This is a genomic window from Pseudidiomarina gelatinasegens (genome assembly GCF_004025325.1).
Taxonomy (GTDB): domain Bacteria; phylum Pseudomonadota; class Gammaproteobacteria; order Enterobacterales; family Alteromonadaceae; genus Pseudidiomarina; species Pseudidiomarina gelatinasegens.
In genome coordinates, this window is the sequence record NZ_RSFE01000005.1 from 125,404 (window position 1) to 145,284 (window position 19,881).

At 49.7% G+C, this 19,881-nt stretch carries 17 protein-coding genes; all 17 read right to left on the reverse strand.

The features are described from left to right. Nucleotide 1: 1 nt before the first annotated feature. The 17 genes from EGC76_RS08075 to motA all read right to left on the reverse strand — a co-directional run bounded on the left by EGC76_RS08075 (nt 2) and on the right by motA (nt 19,838). Nucleotides 2-829: a sterol desaturase family protein gene (locus tag EGC76_RS08075; RefSeq protein WP_128352478.1), complete on the reverse strand. Its 828-nt coding sequence runs from the start codon at nt 827-829 to the stop codon at nt 2-4. Further along, nucleotides 829-1,443, reverse strand: coding sequence for a CDP-alcohol phosphatidyltransferase family protein (locus EGC76_RS08080; RefSeq protein WP_128352479.1), 615 nt, complete (start codon nt 1,441-1,443; stop codon nt 829-831). Before EGC76_RS08080 ends, EGC76_RS08075 begins: the two co-directional genes overlap by 1 nt. Further along, nucleotides 1,436-2,062: an ATP-binding cassette domain-containing protein gene (locus tag EGC76_RS08085; protein ID WP_128352480.1), complete on the reverse strand. Its 627-nt coding sequence runs from the start codon at nt 2,060-2,062 to the stop codon at nt 1,436-1,438. Before EGC76_RS08085 ends, EGC76_RS08080 begins: the two co-directional genes overlap by 8 nt. Next, nucleotides 2,049-3,656: an ABC transporter permease family protein gene (locus EGC76_RS08090; protein WP_128352481.1), complete on the reverse strand. Its 1,608-nt coding sequence runs from the start codon at nt 3,654-3,656 to the stop codon at nt 2,049-2,051. Before EGC76_RS08090 ends, EGC76_RS08085 begins: the two co-directional genes overlap by 14 nt. Beyond that, complete coding sequence (locus EGC76_RS08095) at nt 3,635-4,714, reverse strand: ABC transporter substrate-binding protein (RefSeq protein ID WP_128352482.1); 1,080 nt, start codon at nt 4,712-4,714, stop codon at nt 3,635-3,637. Before EGC76_RS08095 ends, EGC76_RS08090 begins: the two co-directional genes overlap by 22 nt. Continuing rightward, entirely contained in the window at nt 4,715-6,862 is a 2,148-nt protein-coding gene (locus tag EGC76_RS08100; protein WP_128352483.1) for an FAD-dependent oxidoreductase, read from the reverse strand. Between the two features lie 24 nt (nt 6,863-6,886). Further along, nucleotides 6,887-9,217, reverse strand: coding sequence for a TonB-dependent receptor (locus EGC76_RS08105; RefSeq protein WP_128352484.1), 2,331 nt, complete (start codon nt 9,215-9,217; stop codon nt 6,887-6,889). Nucleotides 9,218-9,300: 83 nt separating this feature from the next. Next, on the reverse strand, nt 9,301-10,014 hold the full coding sequence (locus EGC76_RS08110; RefSeq protein WP_128352485.1) for a DUF1499 domain-containing protein: 714 nt from the start codon (nt 10,012-10,014) through the stop codon (nt 9,301-9,303). Nucleotides 10,015-10,149: 135 nt separating this feature from the next. Further along, on the reverse strand, nt 10,150-10,776 hold the full coding sequence (locus EGC76_RS08115) for a YiaD family glycine zipper/OmpA-like lipoprotein (RefSeq protein ID WP_128352486.1): 627 nt from the start codon (nt 10,774-10,776) through the stop codon (nt 10,150-10,152). Between the two features lie 99 nt (nt 10,777-10,875). Beyond that, nucleotides 10,876-11,355 (reverse strand): DUF4199 domain-containing protein, encoded by a 480-nt coding sequence (locus EGC76_RS08120; RefSeq protein ID WP_128352487.1) that lies wholly within the window; start codon nt 11,353-11,355, stop codon nt 10,876-10,878. A 30-nt stretch (nt 11,356-11,385) separates the two neighbouring features. Further along, on the reverse strand, nt 11,386-12,084 hold the full coding sequence (locus EGC76_RS08125; protein WP_128352488.1) for an RNA polymerase sigma factor FliA: 699 nt from the start codon (nt 12,082-12,084) through the stop codon (nt 11,386-11,388). Nucleotides 12,085-12,089: 5 nt separating this feature from the next. Further along, nucleotides 12,090-12,584, reverse strand: a complete 495-nt coding sequence (locus EGC76_RS08130) for a hypothetical protein (RefSeq protein ID WP_128352489.1) — start codon at nt 12,582-12,584, stop codon at nt 12,090-12,092. Beyond that, the gene (flhF, locus tag EGC76_RS08135) at nt 12,577-14,727 is read right to left on the reverse strand and encodes a flagellar biosynthesis GTPase FlhF (RefSeq protein WP_128352490.1); all 2,151 of its coding nucleotides are present in this window, start codon (nt 14,725-14,727) and stop codon (nt 12,577-12,579) included. Before flhF ends, EGC76_RS08130 begins: the two co-directional genes overlap by 8 nt. Next, on the reverse strand, nt 14,724-16,808 hold the full coding sequence (gene flhA, locus EGC76_RS08140; protein ID WP_128352491.1) for a flagellar biosynthesis protein FlhA: 2,085 nt from the start codon (nt 16,806-16,808) through the stop codon (nt 14,724-14,726). The genes flhF and flhA overlap by 4 nt, the downstream gene beginning before the upstream one ends. Then, nucleotides 16,805-17,947 carry a flagellar biosynthesis protein FlhB gene (gene flhB, locus EGC76_RS08145; RefSeq protein WP_128352492.1) on the reverse strand — a complete coding sequence of 381 codons (1,143 nt, stop codon included), beginning with the start codon at nt 17,945-17,947 and terminating at the stop codon, nt 16,805-16,807. Before flhB ends, flhA begins: the two co-directional genes overlap by 4 nt. A 95-nt stretch (nt 17,948-18,042) precedes the next feature. Continuing rightward, the gene (gene motB / locus EGC76_RS08150; RefSeq protein ID WP_128352493.1) at nt 18,043-18,972 is read right to left on the reverse strand and encodes a flagellar motor protein MotB; all 930 of its coding nucleotides are present in this window, start codon (nt 18,970-18,972) and stop codon (nt 18,043-18,045) included. Nucleotides 18,973-18,974: 2 nt separating this feature from the next. After that, the gene (gene motA / locus EGC76_RS08155; protein WP_128352494.1) at nt 18,975-19,838 is read right to left on the reverse strand and encodes a flagellar motor stator protein MotA; all 864 of its coding nucleotides are present in this window, start codon (nt 19,836-19,838) and stop codon (nt 18,975-18,977) included. Nucleotides 19,839-19,881 lie beyond the last annotated feature (43 nt).

The window sequence follows — 19,881 nt, forward strand, 5'->3', positions numbered from 1 at the left end:
GCTACTTCGTTGAGTTTTTGTCTGCGGCAGTTTCGGCTGCCGCAGCATCCACAAACGGAATGCGCATTAGCCCCCACAACGTGGTTGTTTGTTTCGCTTCGCGATAGTTGCTTAAACCAATATCCACACCATCAGACCCTGCTTCGGGCTTATCGGTATAGCTACCAAAAACGTGGTCCCACCAACTGACACTAAAGCCATAATTGCTGTTGGTTTCTCTTGGCACTGTACTGTGATGAATACGATGCAACTCCTGAGTTATCAATACTTTTCTAGTCCAGCGCTCAATCCCTTTCGGTAACGCAACATTGCCATGATTAAACAACGAGCAGGCATTTAGCACCACTTCAAAAATAATAATCGCCAATGCCGGTGCGCCTAAAGCGACCACAACAACCGCTTTAATGCCCAAGCTAAGCACAATTTCTACTGGGTGGAACCGCAACCCTGTTGTGACATCAAAATCAGGGTCGGCATGATGCATGCGATGAATGCGCCACAATATCGGTACGCGGTGAAACAACCGATGTTGCCAATAAATGGCGATATCTAGTACCACCACAGCTATCACAACTGCCAGCCAAGCCGGTACTCCAACCTGATGCAGCACCCCCCAATTTTGTTGCTCTGCATAAAGCGCAATACTGACCAGGCCCGCCGGTAATAGAAGCCGCGTAATCAACGAATCAATCACCACGATGCCCAAATTCGCCGGCCATCGCTTTGCCCTGCCGTAACGCGGTTGGCGTTTCGGCACTAACATTTCCCACGCAGCCATGGCCACCATCACGCCTAAAAAAATACTCAGTCGAATGGTTGCTTCGTTCATTAGTTCGCCTCGCTTAGGGTTCGGTAACCGACAACAATCCGTGTAATGGCTGTAATCCAGCACGCTGCCGCAAAAATCAGCGCAAGCATTTCAAAATGCTCGGGCCATATACAAAAAGCGACGAAAGCAACAATGGTCTCAAAGCCTTCGGTAAGGCCACCCATATAGTGCAATGACTTATTCGGATAGCGCGGGTTTTCGATGCCGCGTTTAGCTGCAATCACAGCAAAGGCTAAAAAGCTTGCGCCGGTACCCATAAAAGTGACCAAAAGCAGCCCCGCCGGTAAAGCATGCTCAAACGGGCTCGCCAATAAGAAGCCAAACACCACCGCGCTGTAAAAGATAAAATCTAAAACAATGTCGAGAAAGCCACCCGCATCTGTTGCTGATGTTCGGCGGGCAACTGCACCGTCAAGTCCGTCGGCAACGCGGTTTAGCAAAATAAAAACCAGCGCTACCTCATAAGCTTGAGCTGCTAAAGCTGGCACTGCCAACAACCCCACCAAAAAGCCCGCCACCGTAACTTGATCAGCAGATACTTGCCGCTTTACCAACCACCGCGCTGGGTAATCTAAAACTTTTCGTGTGATAGGTGTCAGTAATGGGTCAAGCATGTGTGAGCTCTTTCATTGAAATAATTGTTCCCGGTGCGTCTTCTTTATCGTGCGTTACCAACATAACAGATATATCGCGCTGCTTAAGTTGTGCAAATACCCACTCGCGTACTGTGCCGCGCAGCGCCGTATCTAACGACGAAAAGGGCTCATCCAACAATAACGCCTCAGGTTGAGCCAGCAAAGCGCGCATTAACGCAACACGCGCCTGCTCACCGCCACTTAACTGATGTGGCCACGCATTGGCCTTATCCGACAATTGCATCGCCTCTAACGCCTCTAAGGCCGCTTGGTGACGTCTTGGATCTTTGCGCGGTAATGCAAACAACAGGTTATCCAGCACCCGCAAATGCGGAAATAAATCGCCTTGCTGATGCAACAACCCAATTTTACGTGCATGGATGGGCAGTTGATCACGTTGCTTGCCGTTCAACCATAGTTCTCCGGCTATCTGAAAATCAGGTAGCGGCTCACCCAAAAGCCATTTGAGCAGCGTTGATTTACCACTTCCGCTGGGGCCCATTAAAGTCAAAACCGAACCACCTGCCACCTGCAAAGATTCGACACTAAGAAACACATGCTGTTGCTTACTTATAGTTAAGTGCTTAATTTCTAACATGCTTACTCTTCCACCTTTGCTGATTACCTTGCCGGCTAGCCCAAACCAATAATACAACCGGAATGAGCGCTTGTAACAATGCATAAACGCTCGCCATGCGCCAATCGCCACCCGCAGCCAAGCTTACGGTCTCAGTCGTAACTGTCGGATAACTCACACCAGCTAGCCAGAGCGTGGGTAAGTATTGCGCAATACTCACCGCAACGCCCACTGCGAACGCCAGCGCAACACTGCCGCGCAATTGTGGAAGCAACACATGCAGCCAAGCATTGAAGGGAGAATGCCCTAAACTTTGTGCCTGATACAACCAACGTGACGGAAAACTAATGTAGGCGCCATGTAACACCAAATAAGCGTACGGGAACGTAAAGGCCGCATGCGACCAAAGTAACCATAGCCAGCCGGCATCTTGCCCCAGAGCCCGCTGCCAACCCAATACAATTGGAAGCTGAGGTATCAATAACAACAGCAACGGCAGCCAAGCAAGTGCCTTTTTTCGCTGACTGCGTTGCCGTTCAAGTACCAGCAAGGCTCCGGCAACGCCTATTGCCGCGCTCACTACGGCAAGCCATAGGCTATTCTGTAACAAGGGCCACGCATACGGCCACTCGTTAATCCAACGCCCCAAGCTCCACTGCTGTGGCCACAGCGCTGGATAAAACCACGTACCCGCAACACTCTGGACAATCAAAGCAAGCACTGCCAAACCGCACAGCCAAAGCAATAACTGACTACCAAAACCTGAACATATACGCTGCGCAGAATGGCCATTTGGGCGACCAATTGCGTCCAAGCCAAATCGCCGATAAACCGTTTGGTTAATGGCAACAACAACGAATAACATCGCCCCAAGCACAATCATGAGCCACTGACCGAGCCAAGCTTCAAGGCTGGCCAAATCAGAAAAGCGTAAACTTGCTTCGTGCACGCGTGGCGCAATTAATGGCGGCGTATTCGGGCCCACCATAAGCGCAATGTCGACCACCGAAAGGGTGTAAATAGCGATGGCAAAAAGCGGAAACTTCAAGCGCGGTAGCAACGCTGGCACCACCACCAACCACCAGCAGCGCCGCACTGAATACCCCATGCTTTGCGCCTGCGTTTGCCAACGCTGTATCGGCAGCTGATCGCGTTGTGCGGCAATCATCAATAGTAAAAATGGCACTTCTTTTATGACTAACACAACGGCCATGGTGACTAATGATTTGTCGGCTATCCACCAATGGGCAGGTGGGCTGGGGAATAACTCAAATAAACTGTGTACAAGACGCACCAACCAACCGCTCGGGCTCAATAGAACCATCAGCCCAACCGCAAGCGCCGCATGCGGCACAGCGAGCAATGGCGCAATACGTGAACTTGATAAACCAGCAGTGATGCGCTGACCTAACCACAGGCTCAAATAACAGACAGCTAGTATTAGACCTACGGTAAAAGTGAAGCTGACAAACGCTGACTGCAGCCAGCTTTGCCAAAGCAGCTCTTGCACTAATTCTTGGGAGAATACCGGCAACTGAAATAACGTGCTGCCGCCCACGCCTAGTGGCAACAGCACTAAAAAGAAGATAACTGCTAGTGAAAGCGCGCGGCCCACTGTTTCTCCAAATAATTGTGCCAAGTTACATGAAAGTCATTTGCCGCAGGTAATAAGGTTGCTTGCTCAACTTGCTGAATGACGGCAGGGTCACCCCAGCCTTGCAGGTCAGCTTTTTTTCGCTGTGCTTTTTCACTAAGCAAAAACTCAATCACTTTAATCGCTGCTTCAGGGTTCACAGCACTGCGGGGCACCGCTAAATAGTGGCTGTTGGTAATGGCTGCATCACCAATCATGACTGCTTTACTGGTTGCGGGTATGCGCCCTTGATTCGCAAGCGTAAGCACCTCATTCGGGTTAAAGCTAACCGCGTTATGTAATTGCGCATTGGCGAACAGGTTCAGTTGCTCGGCAGCACTTGCTGGAAAGGCCTCGCCTTGCAGCCAAAGATGCGGATGTAACTGTTCTAAATAAGCCCAAAATGGTCGCATGACTGACTCGACATCAACCGCTGAGGTACGCTTCTGGAAAACACCGGTATCGGCAACCAAATCAAGTGCCAGCATTTTTAAGAACGTGGTGCCGTGAAACTCCGGCGGTCGTGGATAACTGATACGGCCGGGGTTCGCTTTTGCATAATTCAGCAACTGTTGCGCAGACAGTGACGACTGCGTAACACAGGTACCGCACATGAATAGGTGAAATTGCCCAATGCCCCACGGCACTTCCAAGCCATCGACTGACTCACCAAAATCAATTTGCCAACCAATGTCGGTGCGCACATGCTCTATTCCTTTCACCTTCTCAGCAACAGCAAGTAAGGCGTCAGTGCGTTTTAAGGCGTGAAAATTTTCACCATTTATCCAGATTAAATCGGCATTGCTGCGGCCAGAGGTTAGCTGCTTTACCACTTCAGCAATATCCGCAACCTTAACATGCTGCAACGCTATACCTTCAGCTTCAAGCTCGCGCTCGGCCCAGCGCAAATAATCATTGATAGCCGGTTGGCCACCCCATGCATAGAAGTTTACTGGTACCGGTTGTGCCTGCGTCGCATTCGTCGCCAGAACACCAGCAGCCAAAGCCAAGATTGCGACCAAGCCTCGAATGGTTTTCATTTAGTCGCCTCCTCGGCGCCAGCGATGAAATTTAGCAACCCAGCGCAACAGCCCTTCTGGCGCATGGGCACGTTTCCAGTTACCGGCCACATACTTATTTGCCTCCGCTAGCGTCGGGTAGCTATGAATGGTACCCAAAATAGCATTTAAACCGATGCCTTGCTTCATCGCTAACACATATTCGGCCAGCAGTTCACCGGCTTGTGGGCCGACAATATTCACACCCAAAATTTTGTCTTTGCCAGGCTTGGTTAACACTTTAATACGGCCGCTGTCTTGCGCATCAGCTATTGCCCTATCAAGATCGGAAAAGTCGTATTCGGTGACTTCATAGTCAACACCTTGGCGTTTCGCTTCTTGCTCGGTTAAACCGACGTTCGCGATTTCTGGTGATGTGTAAGTTACCCAAGGTATGACTGAGTAATCCACACGGAAGGTTTTGTAGGGCCCAAACAGCGCATTAACCGCAGCGTACCAAGCCTGATGCGATGCTACATGAGTAAACTGATACGGCCCCACCACGTCACCGCAACCGTAAATAGACGGGTAATTGGTCTGCAATAGCGGGCTCACATTCAGTGTTTTGGCAAACTCAACGCCCAGCTCATCTAAGCCAAAACCGGTTAAGTTTGCCTGTCGACCAAGTGCGATAAGCACGGTATCAAACTCAATAGGAACTTCCTTCTCATCGTGTTCCGCAATCAACCGTGAACCCTGTTCGGCTGCTTCAAACCGCAGCGCTTTATGCGATAACTTCAGGGCTATGCCGTCGTGTTCCAATGCTTTTGCCAAACGGCTTGCCGTGTCTTCGTCTTCATTGGCAAGCAAGCGATCGGCCATTTCGACAATCGTCACCTGCGAGCCCAGTCGCGCAAATGCCTGCGCTAATTCACACCCAATTGGCCCACCGCCCAATATCGTCAACCGTTTCGGCAGTTCGCTTATCGACCACAACGTATCCGAGGTTAACCAATGCACATCACCAAGCCCATCAAATTTGGGCACTAAGGGCCGCGCGCCAGTTGCCACAATAATCGACCGTGCACTAATCCGCTTGGTTTGCCCATCGCGCGTCACTTCAACTTCCCACGGTGACACGATTTTCGCATCACCCAGCTCAACATCGACGCCTAGATTGGTATAACGCTCAATGGAGTCGTGCGGCTCTATCTTGGTTATAACGTCCTGCACATGGTTCATAACCTGTGCGAAGTCCACTTTAATACCATCAACGTGCACGCCCATCTGCGCGCCCTTCCGTATTTGCGCGACTGTTTTAGCAACGTTCAAAAGCGCTTTCGACGGAACGCACCCGGTATTTAAACAGTCGCCGCCCATTTTTTCACGTTCAACCAGCGTCACTTTGGCCTTTACCGCCGCCGCAATATACGCACTCACCAGCCCAGCTGAACCTGCACCAATAACAACCAGGTTAGTATCGAATTTTTTTGGCCGTTGGTAATCGCCAAGCAAGCGGCGCTGTTTAATGCGACTCAGCAACCATTTTGCAATAAGTGGAAATACTCCCAGCAGCACAAACGCTAAAATAAGATCGGCAGAAACCACATCCCCCAGTGAATCAACTTGCGCTAATTGCGTGCCTGCGTTCACATAAACAGCCGTACCGAGCAACATGCCCACCTGACTTACCCAGTAGAATGTCCAGCCCTTAATTTTTGTTAACCCCATAGCAAGGTTAATCACGAAGAACGGAAATAAAGGCACTAACCGTAAGCTCAGTAGGTAAAACGCGCCATCGCGCTGCAAGCCCTGATTAATCGCTTCAAGACGCTTGCCAAAGCGAGCTTGCACCCAGTCGTGCAGTAAAAAACGCGCACTTAAAAATGCTAATAGCGCACCGATAGAACTGGCAAAGCTGGCCAGCAATAGCGCCCAAGCGAAACCAAATATAGCGCCGGCACCCAATGTCATGATGGTTGCGCCAGGTAACGACAGGGCCGTAACCAACACATAAGCGGCAAAATAAACTAAAAATGTCTGTACAGGGTAATCAATAAACCACTGCTGCAGCGCGGTACGCTGCTCTTTGAGTGTTTCTAACGTCAGGTACTGAGTTACATCAAACGTAACCGCAAGCGCCACCAGTAAGGCAATGACACTGATGACAACCCATTTTTTTAATGACATTTTCGGTCCTTTTTAAACTGCAGGTTAAAAGCTAAATTCCAGCCGTATGCGTGCGTGTCGCGGTTCTACTGGAAATGCCAGCGTTGAACCAAAATAGCCGCCTTCGAAAACCGGCGACCAATTGTCTTGATCGGTTAGGTTTAACACTTCAAGACGCGCATTAAACGCCGATGTTACCTGCCAACTCAGGTTCATGTTCACCAGGTGTTGGTCACGAATCATAACCGTTTGTAAATAATCCAGCGGATACGCTTTTGTATAGGAGATATCACCCCCTAATTGCCATTGGCTGGTGAAATTCCACCCCCAAGCGGCCGACAGCTGTACCGGAGGAATACCCTGCACTCGCTGATTTGATGGTGCGAATGCAGCAAAGTTCGGTGCGCCAACCCCTGTTCCTTCAATAATATCAGGTCGCGAATTGTCGAACGCGTCAGCAACTTGACGGCTGTCTTGAAATGCTGCTGAGTTGTCAAAACGCGCATCAATATAGGTTGCTGCCAGAGTCATCCAGTAACCTGCTTCGTGCCGATAGTTCCATTGTGCTTCAACACCGCGAGTAAGAATACCTGAGTTTGAACCATCGCGGTTACGCAGACTGCGCGTTTGCTCAAATACCGCTGCATCAGCATACCAGCGTTCGCCTTCAGGCTGGTATTTCATACCCACTTCATACAAGGTGTTTTCGGTCGCAAAATTCTGCGAATCAATTTCTCCCGCAACATTCAAAACGTGTCCACCGGCCATCGAGTTCGAGGTGGAATCGCTCCAATACGTTGTTGCATAAACGTTCATGTTCGGCGTTAGCGCAACGCGTGTGTCTGCATGCCACGCAAATAACCAATCCTGATGCGTATCTGCCGCAGGTGTGAACCCCACGGGGGCTATCGGATCTCGCGCTGATACGTCATAAAAATCCGCGCGCGCACCAAGCCGCGACGACCAGGTATCGCTAAACACGAACTCCTGCTGAGCGAATACACCAAGCTGTGTACTGTTCGAGTTGGTCGTATCCGATAGATTGAAGTCGCCGACACCGTCGCCATCACGATCATACTGAGCGCCAGGCGAAACAAACAGGCCAGGCCGCAGCGCTACCAACCGTGCTTGTTGCGCTTCGGTGAGCGGAATTCGACGCGCCTCTAAACCTGCGGTTAGGTCGATAGGTAAGTCAGCCTCAGTAGTAAACTGGCTGTATCCGAGTACATCGTTAATGCGTACATTTGCACCGAGCGTTGTACCTTGCTGCCAGTGAAGTTCCAACCTGTTTTCAAAGGTTTCAGCGCCATCAATAATCTCAACGAAACTATTTTGATTGATGCCGTCACGGTTAAGGTGCTGGTAGTAGGTTCTGTTGACTAACGTCACATCGTTATTCAACTGGCGCGAATAGGTCGAGTGCAGCAACCATGTTGTTGCGGTATTTGTATCGAGCGGATCAGTTAGCACTTGTGAGCGCGGAATTCGTACTTGCCCGGTTGGGCTGATTACTGCAAACGCACCCGGCACTTCTGAGTTATTCGGTTGCACACCTATACCGGTAATGTACAGGTTATCGTCAATTAATGCTTGCGTGGGCCGGTTGATACCCGCGTTATCTGTCCATTGCGCGTCATAGTATTCCAGGCTAACGGCCCAATCCGTTTGGGCATTAGGCTGATAACGATACGCAACAACAACACTATCGCTGCGCAGGCCGCTGTAGTCATAGAAGCTCCCCTCATCGACATATTCCGCGCTAACCCGAAGAGCTTGTTGATTCGGTGCAATGACCCAGTTTTGATCAACCTGTAACCGATGTTGCTGCCATTCGCCAATGCGACCGATAAGTTTTGTAGTTGCTTCATCAGTGTGCGCCTGTTTCGGCTGCAAATCGACAAAACCACCAACGCGCTGCGTGGTTCCCAACATGATCGGTGGCGCTCCACGAGCAACCACGATACGCTCAACACCATTTAACGACAGCGGCACACCCAATCCGTTATTACCAGCCTGCCGCCGCATGCCCGCTTGAAATAACTCACCCAATTGGCCACGAATACTTGGTAACGAAGGGGTGCCAAATCCACTCGGTGCGTAAGCACTCGGTGCAAACCGCGCAATATCATGCAAGTCGTCGATTGCGGTTTCTTGCATCAACGACTCATCAATAACCGTAACGCCACGGGTAATGTCATGTACTGCATCGGACAAGCCAAAAATTCCTGACACAGGCTGCTCATGGGGCATGACCGTTTCATTGGCTGTACCAATAACATCAATCACTTCTATCCGCTGTTCGCCAGATTGTTGTTGTATTTCCTCTTGCGCAACGACAGTAAGCGGCACAAGCGCCAACCAAACTAGTGCTTTCATTCGTATCCCTTTCAATCGATATAACTACACGCATTCACAAACGAAAAAAGCCGCCAGCAAGCTGGCGGCTTCTTGAACACCCATTATTTATCTAAACGGGCTAAAAACTCGCGAATACGATCAGCATTTTTACCCACATCGCTGCGCCCTACGCGCGACTTGCTGCGAATGTCTAGCTGGGTTTCACCAGCCTGAACGCGAATGCGAATCACCACATCATCCTTAAAGCCAAACCACGTGGTTGTATCCGTTGCTTCAATACGACCTTCATCACGATCGCCAGCAACAAGCTCCCAACCCATATCTTTCACAGCCGCTAGAGCTTTGTCATAAAGCTCCTCTGTGGCAAGGTCTGTGCGATACGTTTCAAGGTCCGGGTAAGCTTTAAGTTGTTGCTCGGCAGTTTCAGGTCCAGCGTATTCAACTGGATTTGGAGCGTCCGCCCGCAGCGAAGCAATGGCAACAAACTCCGGTGGGTTCTCAGTATCGGTTGTAATGTCATGGATTGGCGGAACGCTGCGCGCCTGCTGCAACTGGCTGTACGGCATCCAAACCGCCACTGCTGCAGTAATGAGTGCAATAATCGACAAGGTTGCGCGAGTTCCTTTGGGACGCTGCCACACTAGCCATACAATCAGCAATACGCCCGCACCAATTCCAATGTATGCAGCCCAACGTAGTAACAAAAATGCTGTGCCTAGTTCGAGCACTTCAAAACGGTACAACGGCCCTGCGACAAGCAGTAGTAAAAGGGACAGAATGCCAAGGGCAATCAGTAGGTCATTAATTTTTTTCATAGTTATAAACGCCTAGTTAGTCGACTGGATCAGTTAGTTTAGACTATAGCTACGAAAACAAAGCGTAGCGAGATCTATCACCAACAAAAAAGCCCGCCTAAAAAGGCGGGCTTCTACTTTTATTTCGTATAACGATTACGCTTCGTTCGGCACAATTCGCAATTCAACGCGTCGGTTCTGCTGACGCCCGCCCGCTGTGCTATTGTCAGCTACCGGCATCGTTTCACCATAACCTATGGTTGTTACGCGGCGTTGGTCGACACCGTTGCCTACCAAATGGTTACGTACCGACAGAGCCCGTGTTTCTGACAAGCGCTGGTTATAATCAGCAGCGCCTGTGCTATCGGTATGGCCTTCAACTAACATCGTTGTTTTCTCATACCGGTTCAACACTTTCGCCACATCAATAAGCACTGGGTCAAAACTTTGCGCAATACTGGCGCTATCTGTCGCGAACGTTACGTTACTTGGTAATTGCAAGCGAATATTGTCGCCGTCACGAATAACTTCAACGCCACTACCGGCAAGCTCTTCACGAAACTCTTCTTCTTGCTTGTCCATGTAAGCACCAATCGCACCACCGGCTATGGCGCCAGCTACAGCACCCCAAACATAACGACTTTTGTCATGATCGCCAGTACCTTTGCCAATTACAGCGCCAGCAATGGCACCAATGGTTGCGCCTTTTTGGGCATTACTCATGCTTTCACAGCCTACTAAAACAAGCGAAGACACTGCGACTGCTAAGACTAATTTTTTCATAATGCTAAATGTCCTTTTCTACTCAATGATAGATAAAATTTAGCACAGTAAAGATTCGCTGCGCTGCAGTTTGCGCCAATTTAACTTTCGAAAAACCGACTATTTCTGGTTTCGAACAAAAAACGCGACGACAGCCGATGTAATAACACCCATAGCAACAGCTCCGATAACAGCCTGCATCATGTAACTTTGTAGCGAGAAATAATCTAATGCCTGCGCCTCAGTCATGTTGCCACTGCGTACTGCAAACTCGACCATATTGGTAAAGAAGTGAGGAGACACTACGGTATGCGCCAACCACTGCGTTAGCGGTGATAAAATAGCAACCACAACGGTTATTCCCACGCCACTCATAAAACCCTGTTTCCAGGTCATATTACCGTTTAATTCTTTATCGCGTTTTTGGCGAAGGGCAAATACATACACGGCAATGGCAACAACAGCGAACAGGTTCGTCCACACCATGTGGTATTCAATGTAGGTGCTATGCAAGCCAACAAGGCGCTCAACAAGCAACCAAAGCAACATCGCCACGCTGAAAATAAATCCCCAGCGGATCTCAAGTTTATAATTATTCATCAAGCACCTTCTTAGTACTTTGTCGGATGGTTACGCGGCAACTCGAGAACGAATACGTTTAATCGCTTGGCTATGCAGTTGCGACACCCGTGATTCAGTTACATCCAGTACTGCGCCGATCTCTTTGAGGTTTAACTCTTCTTGATAATAGAGCGTCATGACTAATTTTTCACGCTCGGGAAGGGAATCAATTGCATCCATGAGCAAAAGTTTAAGCTGCGCTGCACCAATTTGTGCTTCGGGCTCAGCTTCTTCAGCATCATTTGACTCAGCGCCCGGGCTTTCGCCGACAACTTCGTCATAGGACAATATAAGGCCATTATTGGTATCTAGCAACAGCTGATGATAGTCGCCAAGCTCCATACCCAGTTCCGCGGCAATCTCGCGCTCTTCCGGCATGCGGCCAAGCTGTTGCTCTAAACGACGAATGCTTTGCTCCAATTCACGCCCACTGCGACGCACACTTCGAGGAAGCCAGTCACGGCTGCGGAGTTCATCAATCATGGCACCCCGAATTCGTTGATGCGCATAGGTTGAAAAAGCCACGCCAGATTCTGGGTCAAACCGATCAACACAGCCCAGTAAACCTTCAACACCTGCTTGAATCAAATCATCGACATCCACGCCAGCAGGTAGCTTTACTTTTAAGTTAAAAGCCTGCCGCCGAACCAGTGGATAATACTGTTCGATTAAGCTGTTCTTGTTGATTTTACCTTCCGCTGTATACATAGTTTTCAGCCTGAAAATACCAAAACATCAATGTCTAAATAAGCCTGCGCCACGTGTTGGATATTATTCAATAAACCTTTACGTGACGTTATGGGTGGGTGTAATGCAATGACACGCTTTGGCCCACCGGCTTGTTTAATGGTTTTAAGTGCGTCATAGGCGCGTTTAAAACTGTTTATATCGTTGTCAATCCAGACAGCCCAACGAGGGTAAGTACTTACCAACTTATCCATGTTTGGATAATCGGACGCAACCGGAATAACCCGCCACCGCGCCGGATCACCAACCCATTTTTTACCTTGCTCGGCCCATCGGTGAAAAACAGTAACGGCTTGCAGTGCTTGTTCCTGGGTGAGAGTGTTTAATCCTAACACCACAACTTGCTCAACGTCAGCTTGTTGCTGATCGGTCGATGCAGGTTGGGTCACTGTTTCCGTTACGGTATCACCGTCATTACGTTTCGCGGCCCACTGCCGTAAGCTCGCTGCTTGATCACTCATGATTAACTTCTTGTGCCTCTACATCGCGGCCAGCAGCCACCAAAGACTCATAGGCCTTAACAACATGCAAAATAGCAGGTACCAATTTATCACCCTGCACGCGGCCACGCTTACCACTTAAGCTCAGCAAGTCGCCACGTAACCCAGCAAAATTCGCTGCCCCCTGATATTCAACATGCATGGCTATCGCCGCTAAAGCCGCGGCTAAACCTAAATGGTATTGTTCCATCGCCGCGCTATCTGATTGCGGTTTTAGCTGCTCAGCAAGACCGCGCCAAGCCAATCGCGTTAACCGCGCGTATTCTTCAGTTTGCAACATCATGCGTGCACGCTCGCTAACTTGCTCTGCGGTGCAATGCTCGTCAACCAGCCAATAGCGTCGCTGAACCGGATTTTTCCCCGTTCCGCCATGCAGTTCGCCAGCAATGACCTGATATATCTGTTCGCTTTTATCCGACTGGGCAGCCGCAATGGTTAGTTCAAGCCGGCGCCGTTCACCACGATAATTTATCGTATGTTTAGCGAGTGGGATACCATGTACTTTGATCAGCTCACTCACGCTATAAGTGCGCCCATTCGCGTGCATCCTATGATTCACGTTCAATGTCGCCAACCAGCCGGTTTGATGCTCACTAAAAATATCTAACAGTGTGGTTTCTGGTAAATAATCAAACAATTGCACGGGTGCGAACGCCATGTCCGGCAATATTGGCATATCTCGGTTCTGCAAAACCGGTGGCAACAGCGGCAAACCCTTTCTATTTAAGCCCAAATGCGGTGTTAAATGCCGCCAACCTTGCAGTGGCTGTGGCGCTGCCCAACGAATCACGTCCAGTTGGTCAGGAAAAGCCGAGGTCTGCCATTGTTTCGGCACTGCTCCTGTTCGCATGGTTTCACTAAACATGTCGAAATGCGGTATCTGTGCACGCAGTTTCTGCATACTGGCTTGAATTAAATGCCCATGGGTAAACACTTGACTGGGCTCCAACTGATTCCCAGAAGCTTCCCATTCGCTGGCGGCCAGCATCGATTCGTTCAGTTCAAACGTCAGCGTATCAGCAATGAGTTGCTCAATGTCGGGCACGCGTAAATCTTCAGGTACCTGCTGCCCATCGGAAACCGCTTGTACGTGCAAGTGGTGCCGAATCACGGTATCCAACACGCCACCCATGCGTGCCGTTTCATCCAATTTAGTCAGTATACAGTCGCTAATCGCGAGCTCACTTTCCTGCGCAATGCGCTTATAAATTCGCGCTACTTCATCCAAGGTTTCTTGTTGTGCCGCAGCATTCAATAGCAACACAATACGTGTCGCGTCGCGGTACTCCGCACTACCTAACGCAGCAATTTTTTGTGCGAGTCGCTGATCACGTTGGCTCATTCCTACCGTGTCTACCAGTACTAAGCGCTTGCCCTGCATTTTTTCAGCCAGCGCATCCAAGCTATCGCCGTCCGCCAACGCATGCATTTCAACGTCAAGCAACTCCGCATAAATAGCGAGTTGCTGTTGTGCACCAATGCGATAACTGTCGGTGGTCACCAGCAGTAAACTGTCGTTGCCATGCTGCATCACATAGTTGGCGGCCAGTTTCGCCGTGGTTGTGGTTTTACCGACGCCTGTCGGCCCCACCAACGCCATAACACCCCGATGCTGCAACAGCTCCCAATCGGCGGGCTGCATATTGGACTGGTGCGCCACGCGCGCCAAAAGTTGCTGTTGCAACCATTTCAATGCGTCTGCGTAATTTTTGCTCGAATGGTTTAAAGCGCTGGGGAGCAAAGCAACCAATTGACGTGCCAGCTCGTCACTAAACCCACCAGCGCGCAGCTGGCGGTATAAACGTTTACGGTTATCATCCTGTACTTTTACACCCTGCTGCTGGCTCAATAATGCGCGCATGTCTTGCACGTCGCTTAGCAGCTGTTCCGCAACACTCGAGATGTCTGAATTTGACTGTGGCAACTGTGTTTGGGGTGCTTCATCATTATGTAATTGTGCTAAGTCGGCTTCGCCGATTGCAAACACTTCGGCACCATTAGCCACTTTTCGTGAAGACACGATCACCGCATCCTCACCCAGTGCATCACGCACTTTGCGCATCGCATCTTTATGGCTGGCTGCGTTAAAGCGCCTTATGGTCATGCTGACCCTCCGATTACACTGACTACTTTAATCGTTCGATCATCTGGAATTTCAGCTTGCGATAGTACCACCAAATCGCGCAATTGGCGTCGCAAGAAATGAGCTAGTAACGGCCGTAAGTGATGTGGTACTACAACCACAGGCGCCAAGCCCATTGTTTCAGCGCGTTGCATCGCTTGCTGAGTTTGCTCTTGCAGTGTCATGGCAAGGCCGGGTTCCAACGAACTGTTTTGCTGCAAAGCTTGACTCAACATATTCTCGAGCGACACATCAAGGCCAATAACTTGCAATTCACGTTCACCACCAAACCATTTCTGCGTAATATTACGCCCCAAAGCCATGCGCACCCGCGCAGTTAACTCGTGCGCGTCGGTTTGCTGCCCTTCAAACTCCGCTAAAGTGTCAAAAATTGTTCTTAAATCACGAATTAAAACATCTTCGTCCAACAAGTTTTGCAATACCCGTTGCAGGGTCGTCACGGTAACACATTTGGGCACCACGTCTTCAACCAAGGCTTTGTTTTCTTCTGAGAGCTTATCAACCAACTGTTGCACTTCTTGTCGCCCTAACAAATCCGACGCAAAACGTTGTAATAAATGATTTAAGTGGGTGGCAACCACAGTACTGGCATCCACCACTGTGTACCCGTATATTTGCGCATGTTCACGTTGATCTTGTTGTATCCAGATGGCCGGCAAACCGAATGCCGGGTCGGTGGTAGCGATACCGTCAACATCACCACTCACCTGACCCGGATTAATCGCTAACCAGCGGTCAGGGTAGATTTCAGCGCGACCAACTTCACCACCTTTTAGAGTGATGGTGTAAGTGTTTGGCTGCAGTTCTAAATTGTCACGTATATGAACCACCGGCGGCAAAAAACCGACTTCTTGTGCGAATTTTTTTCGTACGCTTTTAATGCGACCAAGCAGTTCACCCTGTTGATTGTCATCAACCAATGAAATCAAGCGATGGCCCACTTCCATACCCAACGTATCCACCAACTGAACGTCGTTCCAACTCGCTTCGGGTGCGCTAAATGAAGGTGCTGGCACCGCAGTATTTGCCTGGGCATCAGCAACTTTTTGCTTGCTTTGTTGTTGCTGCAAGTACCAAGCGAAACCACCCAGCATGGCGGTGAACAATAAGAAAATGAAATTCGGCATGCCCGGCACCAACCCCAACATACCAATTACACCAGCAGCCAGCATTAACACTTTAGGGCTCACAAACAACTGCTTGATTAATTGCTGTCCCACGTCTTGTTCAGTGTTCACGCGCGACACGGTAACGCCAGCTGCAGTAGAAATGATCAACGCAGGAATTTGTGCCACCAACCCATCACCAATGGTTAGAAGCACGTATGTTTCTGCAGCTGCACCAGCACTCATGTTGTGCTGCATAACGCCAATCAGTAGGCCACCAATGATATTCACTACCATGATAACCATGCCAGCGACTGCGTCACCACGAACAAATTTACTTGCGCCATCCATGGAACCGTAAAACTCGGCCTCTTGCGCAACTTCCTGACGACGACGACGCGCTTCTTCTTCACCAACTAATCCAGCGTTAAGGTCAGCGTCGATTGCCATTTGTTTGCCAGGCATTGCATCCAAGGTAAAGCGCGCACCTACTTCGGCAATTCGGCCGGCACCTTTGGTAATTACCATAAAGTTGATGATCACCAAAATTAGGAACACCACCAGGCCGACAGCAAAGTTTCCGCCTACCAAGAACTGTCCAAAGGCCTCAATGACTTTACCTGCTGCATCGCCCCCATTATGGCCTTCCATCAGCACTACGCGTGTTGAGGCCACGTTCAGCGAGAGGCGTAACAGCGTTGAAAAAAGCAGTACTGCAGGGAACGCAGCAAACTCTAGCGGCTTTTCCGTGAACATGCTCACCAACAACACCATCAATGACAGCGCGATATTGAAGGTAAACAAAAAATCCAAGGCAAACGGCGGGAGTGGCAATACCATCATCGCCAAAATAAGCAAGATAAGCACCGGCCCGACAAGCACTTGATACTCTGCTGAACGCAGGCTTGAGGCTAAACCATTTAAACTTAAATTCATGATGCCGGCACCTCAAAATCTGACGGAATAGCAATTGCTTTCGGCATCGGCGGAGTCACCGCAGCCCCTTGTTGAGCTCGTTTTAATTGGAAGGCCCAAGCCAAAACCTCTGCCACAGCCGTGTACAACGGCGCTGGAATTTCATGGCCTAAATCAACATGCGTATGCAGAGCACGTGCTAGCGGTGCAGCTTCAAGGCGGGGAACGTTATGCTCGTCGGCAAGTTTACGAATTCGCTGAGCCACTAAGTCTGCTCCTTTGGCAACAACGCGCGGCGCCCCCATACCATCTTCATCATACTTTAGCGCAACCGCATAGTGCGTGGGGTTGGTCACAATCACGTCAGCCTTGGGCACTTCAGTCATCATCCGACGTCTCGCCATTGCTTGCTGTTGCTGCCGAATTTTTCCTTTAACGTGGGGGTCGCCGTCTGTTTCTTTGTTTTCACGCTTTACTTCATCTTTGGACATGCGCAGTTTCTTGGTGTGTGTGAACAACTGAAACGGCACGTCAAAGGCAACTACAACCAGTAACGTTAACACCATCAAGAAGCAAGCCATTGCCGCCAAACTCATTGCCTCAACCAAGGCTTGTTTAACTTCAAGACTCATAAGGCGCAAAAACGTTGCTTTTTGTTGCCATAAAAACAGAATCAACACGCCACCAACCAAAACCGTTTTTGCAATTGCTTTGCCCAGTTCAGCCAGTGCTTGCGAAGAGAACACACGCTTTAACCCTTTAATAGGGTTTAATTTTTCAAGTTTTGGTGCCATACCTTTGGCTGAAACAATCCAACCACCAAGTAGCGCTGGTGCCACTAAGGCAAATACCACCATAGCGGCAAATAAGGGCAGTAACGAGAACAATGCGGACTGTCCGAGTTCAAGCACGTTTTGAAGCATGGGCCCTGACTCAGCTATTTGCGAACGATCAAACAGAAATGCCTGCTCCATCACTAAACCAAGATTTTGGTACATGGAGCTGCCCATCACCCAAAGCATAATGACGCCACCAAACAGGATCACAAACGTGGTCAGCTCGCGCGAACGCGCAACCTGACCTTCTTCCCGAGATTTGTCTAATCTTCGGGCCGTGGGTTCTTCTGTCTTTTCCTGATCGCTGGATTGCTCGTCTGCCATTTGCGCTTGTATTTAAGTGACACGTTGGGACCATGCCGACAAGTATGCCGCAAGGCAAATGGCTTTGAAGGGAAGAAAAGGGGGGTTAGAACCCCTTATTTCTGTTTTGTTTGATCGGTCGCTTGAGCTTCTTCTTCAAACTGCTGATTGATAAGTTGTTGCTGCTCCAGTTCAAACTCTTCCTGGTCTTGTGGGAAGTAGCCCTGACGCTTGATGAATTCGGCAGATTCCGAGGTATGCACAACAATGGTTATCCGCCGGTTGCGGGGGTCTTCTGGCTCAGTGCCATCTAGCGGAATTCTGTCGGCGGCACCCATCACTAATAACAAACGGTCAGATTCATAGCCCCCAGCTAATAACGCCTTGCGTGATTCGTTCGCACGATCTGCAGAAAGCTCCCAGTTACTGTAACCACTCTCGCCGCCCGCATAAGGCAAACTATCCGTATGCCCACTGATGGTGATCTCGTTGGGTATTTCGTTTAACAACGGCGCTAGGGTGCGCAACAACCGCTCCATATAAGGAGCAATACGGTCACTCCCCACCTCAAACATCGGCTTAGTTTCGGTATCCAGCATCATAATGCGCAACCCCTCTCGGGTCACATCAAAACGCATCTGTGCTTTGAGGGCTCGCAATACAGGATCGGCCTCGATAGCTGCTTCAACGCGACGACGAATTTCATTAAAGTGCCGACGCACATCAGCTGGGCGAGTTTCTCGGCGCATATCAATTCGTGCTTGCTCACCATCCATATGTGTCGGGTCGGCGCCGCCCCCCTGAATAACACTCGCCGCATTACTGGATTTTTCACCGCCAGCCATTGCTACAAGTAATGGCGTGCGAAAATATTCGGAAATACTCTGCCGCTCTTTTTCACTCGACATCGCCAGTATCCACATCACCAAAAACAGCGCCATCAGTGCCGTCATAAAATCCGCCAAAGCAATTTTCCAGCTTCCGCCATGATGCTTTTTAACGATCTTCTTGCGGCGAATTATGATTGGGCGCTGTTGGTCAGACATAGTTACGACTCCGCTTTCGCGCCACGGACATGCTCTTCAAGCTCGGTAAAGCTAGGCCGTTCTGAGGTATGCAGCGCTTTGCGGCCGAATTCAACAGCCAATTGCGGTGCATAACCATGCATACTCGCCAGCAACGTTACGCGGATTACCTGCAGTGCTTTTACCATTTCAACCACTTGCCGTTCGATACGACTGGCCAATGGATTGATAAAGCCATAACCGAGCAAAATACCAAGAAACGTACCTACCAATGCGTGGGCTATCATCGTGCCCATAACGTCCGGGGGTACATCAGCATTACTCAGTGCGCGAACCACACCTAAAACGGCAGCTACGATACCAAATGCAGGCATTGCATCGCCGACTTTATGCAGTGCGTCCGCAGGGATTTCAGCTTCGGCTTCAAAGGTTTCGATTTCGTGAAGCATGAGCTCATCGAGTTCTTGCGGGTTCATGTTGCCACTAATCATTAACCGTAAGTAATCGGCAATGAAATTTAGCATCATGGGGTCTTCAAGTATTTCCGGGTGTTCTTGAAAAATTGCGCTCTCATCGGGGCTTTCGATATCACGTTCGACCGCTAGCATACCGTCGCGGCGCATTTTGTTGAGCAGCTTATAAATAACCGCGAGGAGTTCGAGGTACGTTTCACTATTGTACTTGCTCGATGCTTTTAGACGTTTTGAGGACTGTACGGTTGCCTTGATAGCCTTGCCGTTATTCGCAGCAATAAATGCACCCAAGCCAGCGCCGCCAATAATCATAAACTCCAGCGGCTGGAATAAGGGGCCGAGAGCTCCACCTGCAAGCGCGAATCCGCCAAACACGGATACTAGAACAATTATAAAGCCAAGAGGGATTAACACTGCCGCTTCCTTATCCAATAAAACACATCTATATGGTTTATCG

Excerpts from the sequence above, each read along its gene's own strand:
- EGC76_RS08095 (WP_128352482.1), bottom strand. The coding sequence starts at position 4,714 with ATGAAAACCATTCGAGGCTTGGTCGCAATCTTGGCTTTGGCTGCTGGT.
- EGC76_RS08100 (WP_128352483.1), bottom strand. The coding sequence starts at position 6,862 with ATGTCATTAAAAAAATGGGTTGTCATCAGTGTCATTGCCTTACTGGTG.
- EGC76_RS08075 (WP_128352478.1), bottom strand. The coding sequence starts at position 829 with ATGAACGAAGCAACCATTCGACTGAGTATTTTTTTAGGCGTGATGGTG.
- EGC76_RS08080 (WP_128352479.1), bottom strand. The coding sequence starts at position 1,443 with ATGCTTGACCCATTACTGACACCTATCACACGAAAAGTTTTAGATTAC.
- EGC76_RS08120 (WP_128352487.1), bottom strand. The coding sequence starts at position 11,355 with ATGAATAATTATAAACTTGAGATCCGCTGGGGATTTATTTTCAGCGTG.
- EGC76_RS08110 (WP_128352485.1), bottom strand. The coding sequence starts at position 10,014 with ATGAAAAAAATTAATGACCTACTGATTGCCCTTGGCATTCTGTCCCTT.
- EGC76_RS08125 (WP_128352488.1), bottom strand. The coding sequence starts at position 12,084 with ATGTATACAGCGGAAGGTAAAATCAACAAGAACAGCTTAATCGAACAG.
- EGC76_RS08130 (WP_128352489.1), bottom strand. The coding sequence starts at position 12,584 with ATGAGTGATCAAGCAGCGAGCTTACGGCAGTGGGCCGCGAAACGTAAT.
- flhB (WP_128352492.1), bottom strand. The coding sequence starts at position 17,947 with ATGGCAGACGAGCAATCCAGCGATCAGGAAAAGACAGAAGAACCCACG.
- EGC76_RS08115 (WP_128352486.1), bottom strand. The coding sequence starts at position 10,776 with ATGAAAAAATTAGTCTTAGCAGTCGCAGTGTCTTCGCTTGTTTTAGTA.
- flhA (WP_128352491.1), bottom strand. The coding sequence starts at position 16,808 with ATGAATTTAAGTTTAAATGGTTTAGCCTCAAGCCTGCGTTCAGCAGAG.
- motB (WP_128352493.1), bottom strand. The coding sequence starts at position 18,972 with ATGTCTGACCAACAGCGCCCAATCATAATTCGCCGCAAGAAGATCGTT.
- EGC76_RS08105 (WP_128352484.1), bottom strand. The coding sequence starts at position 9,217 with ATGAAAGCACTAGTTTGGTTGGCGCTTGTGCCGCTTACTGTCGTTGCG.
- flhF (WP_128352490.1), bottom strand. The coding sequence starts at position 14,727 with ATGACCATAAGGCGCTTTAACGCAGCCAGCCATAAAGATGCGATGCGC.
- EGC76_RS08085 (WP_128352480.1), bottom strand. The coding sequence starts at position 2,062 with ATGTTAGAAATTAAGCACTTAACTATAAGTAAGCAACAGCATGTGTTT.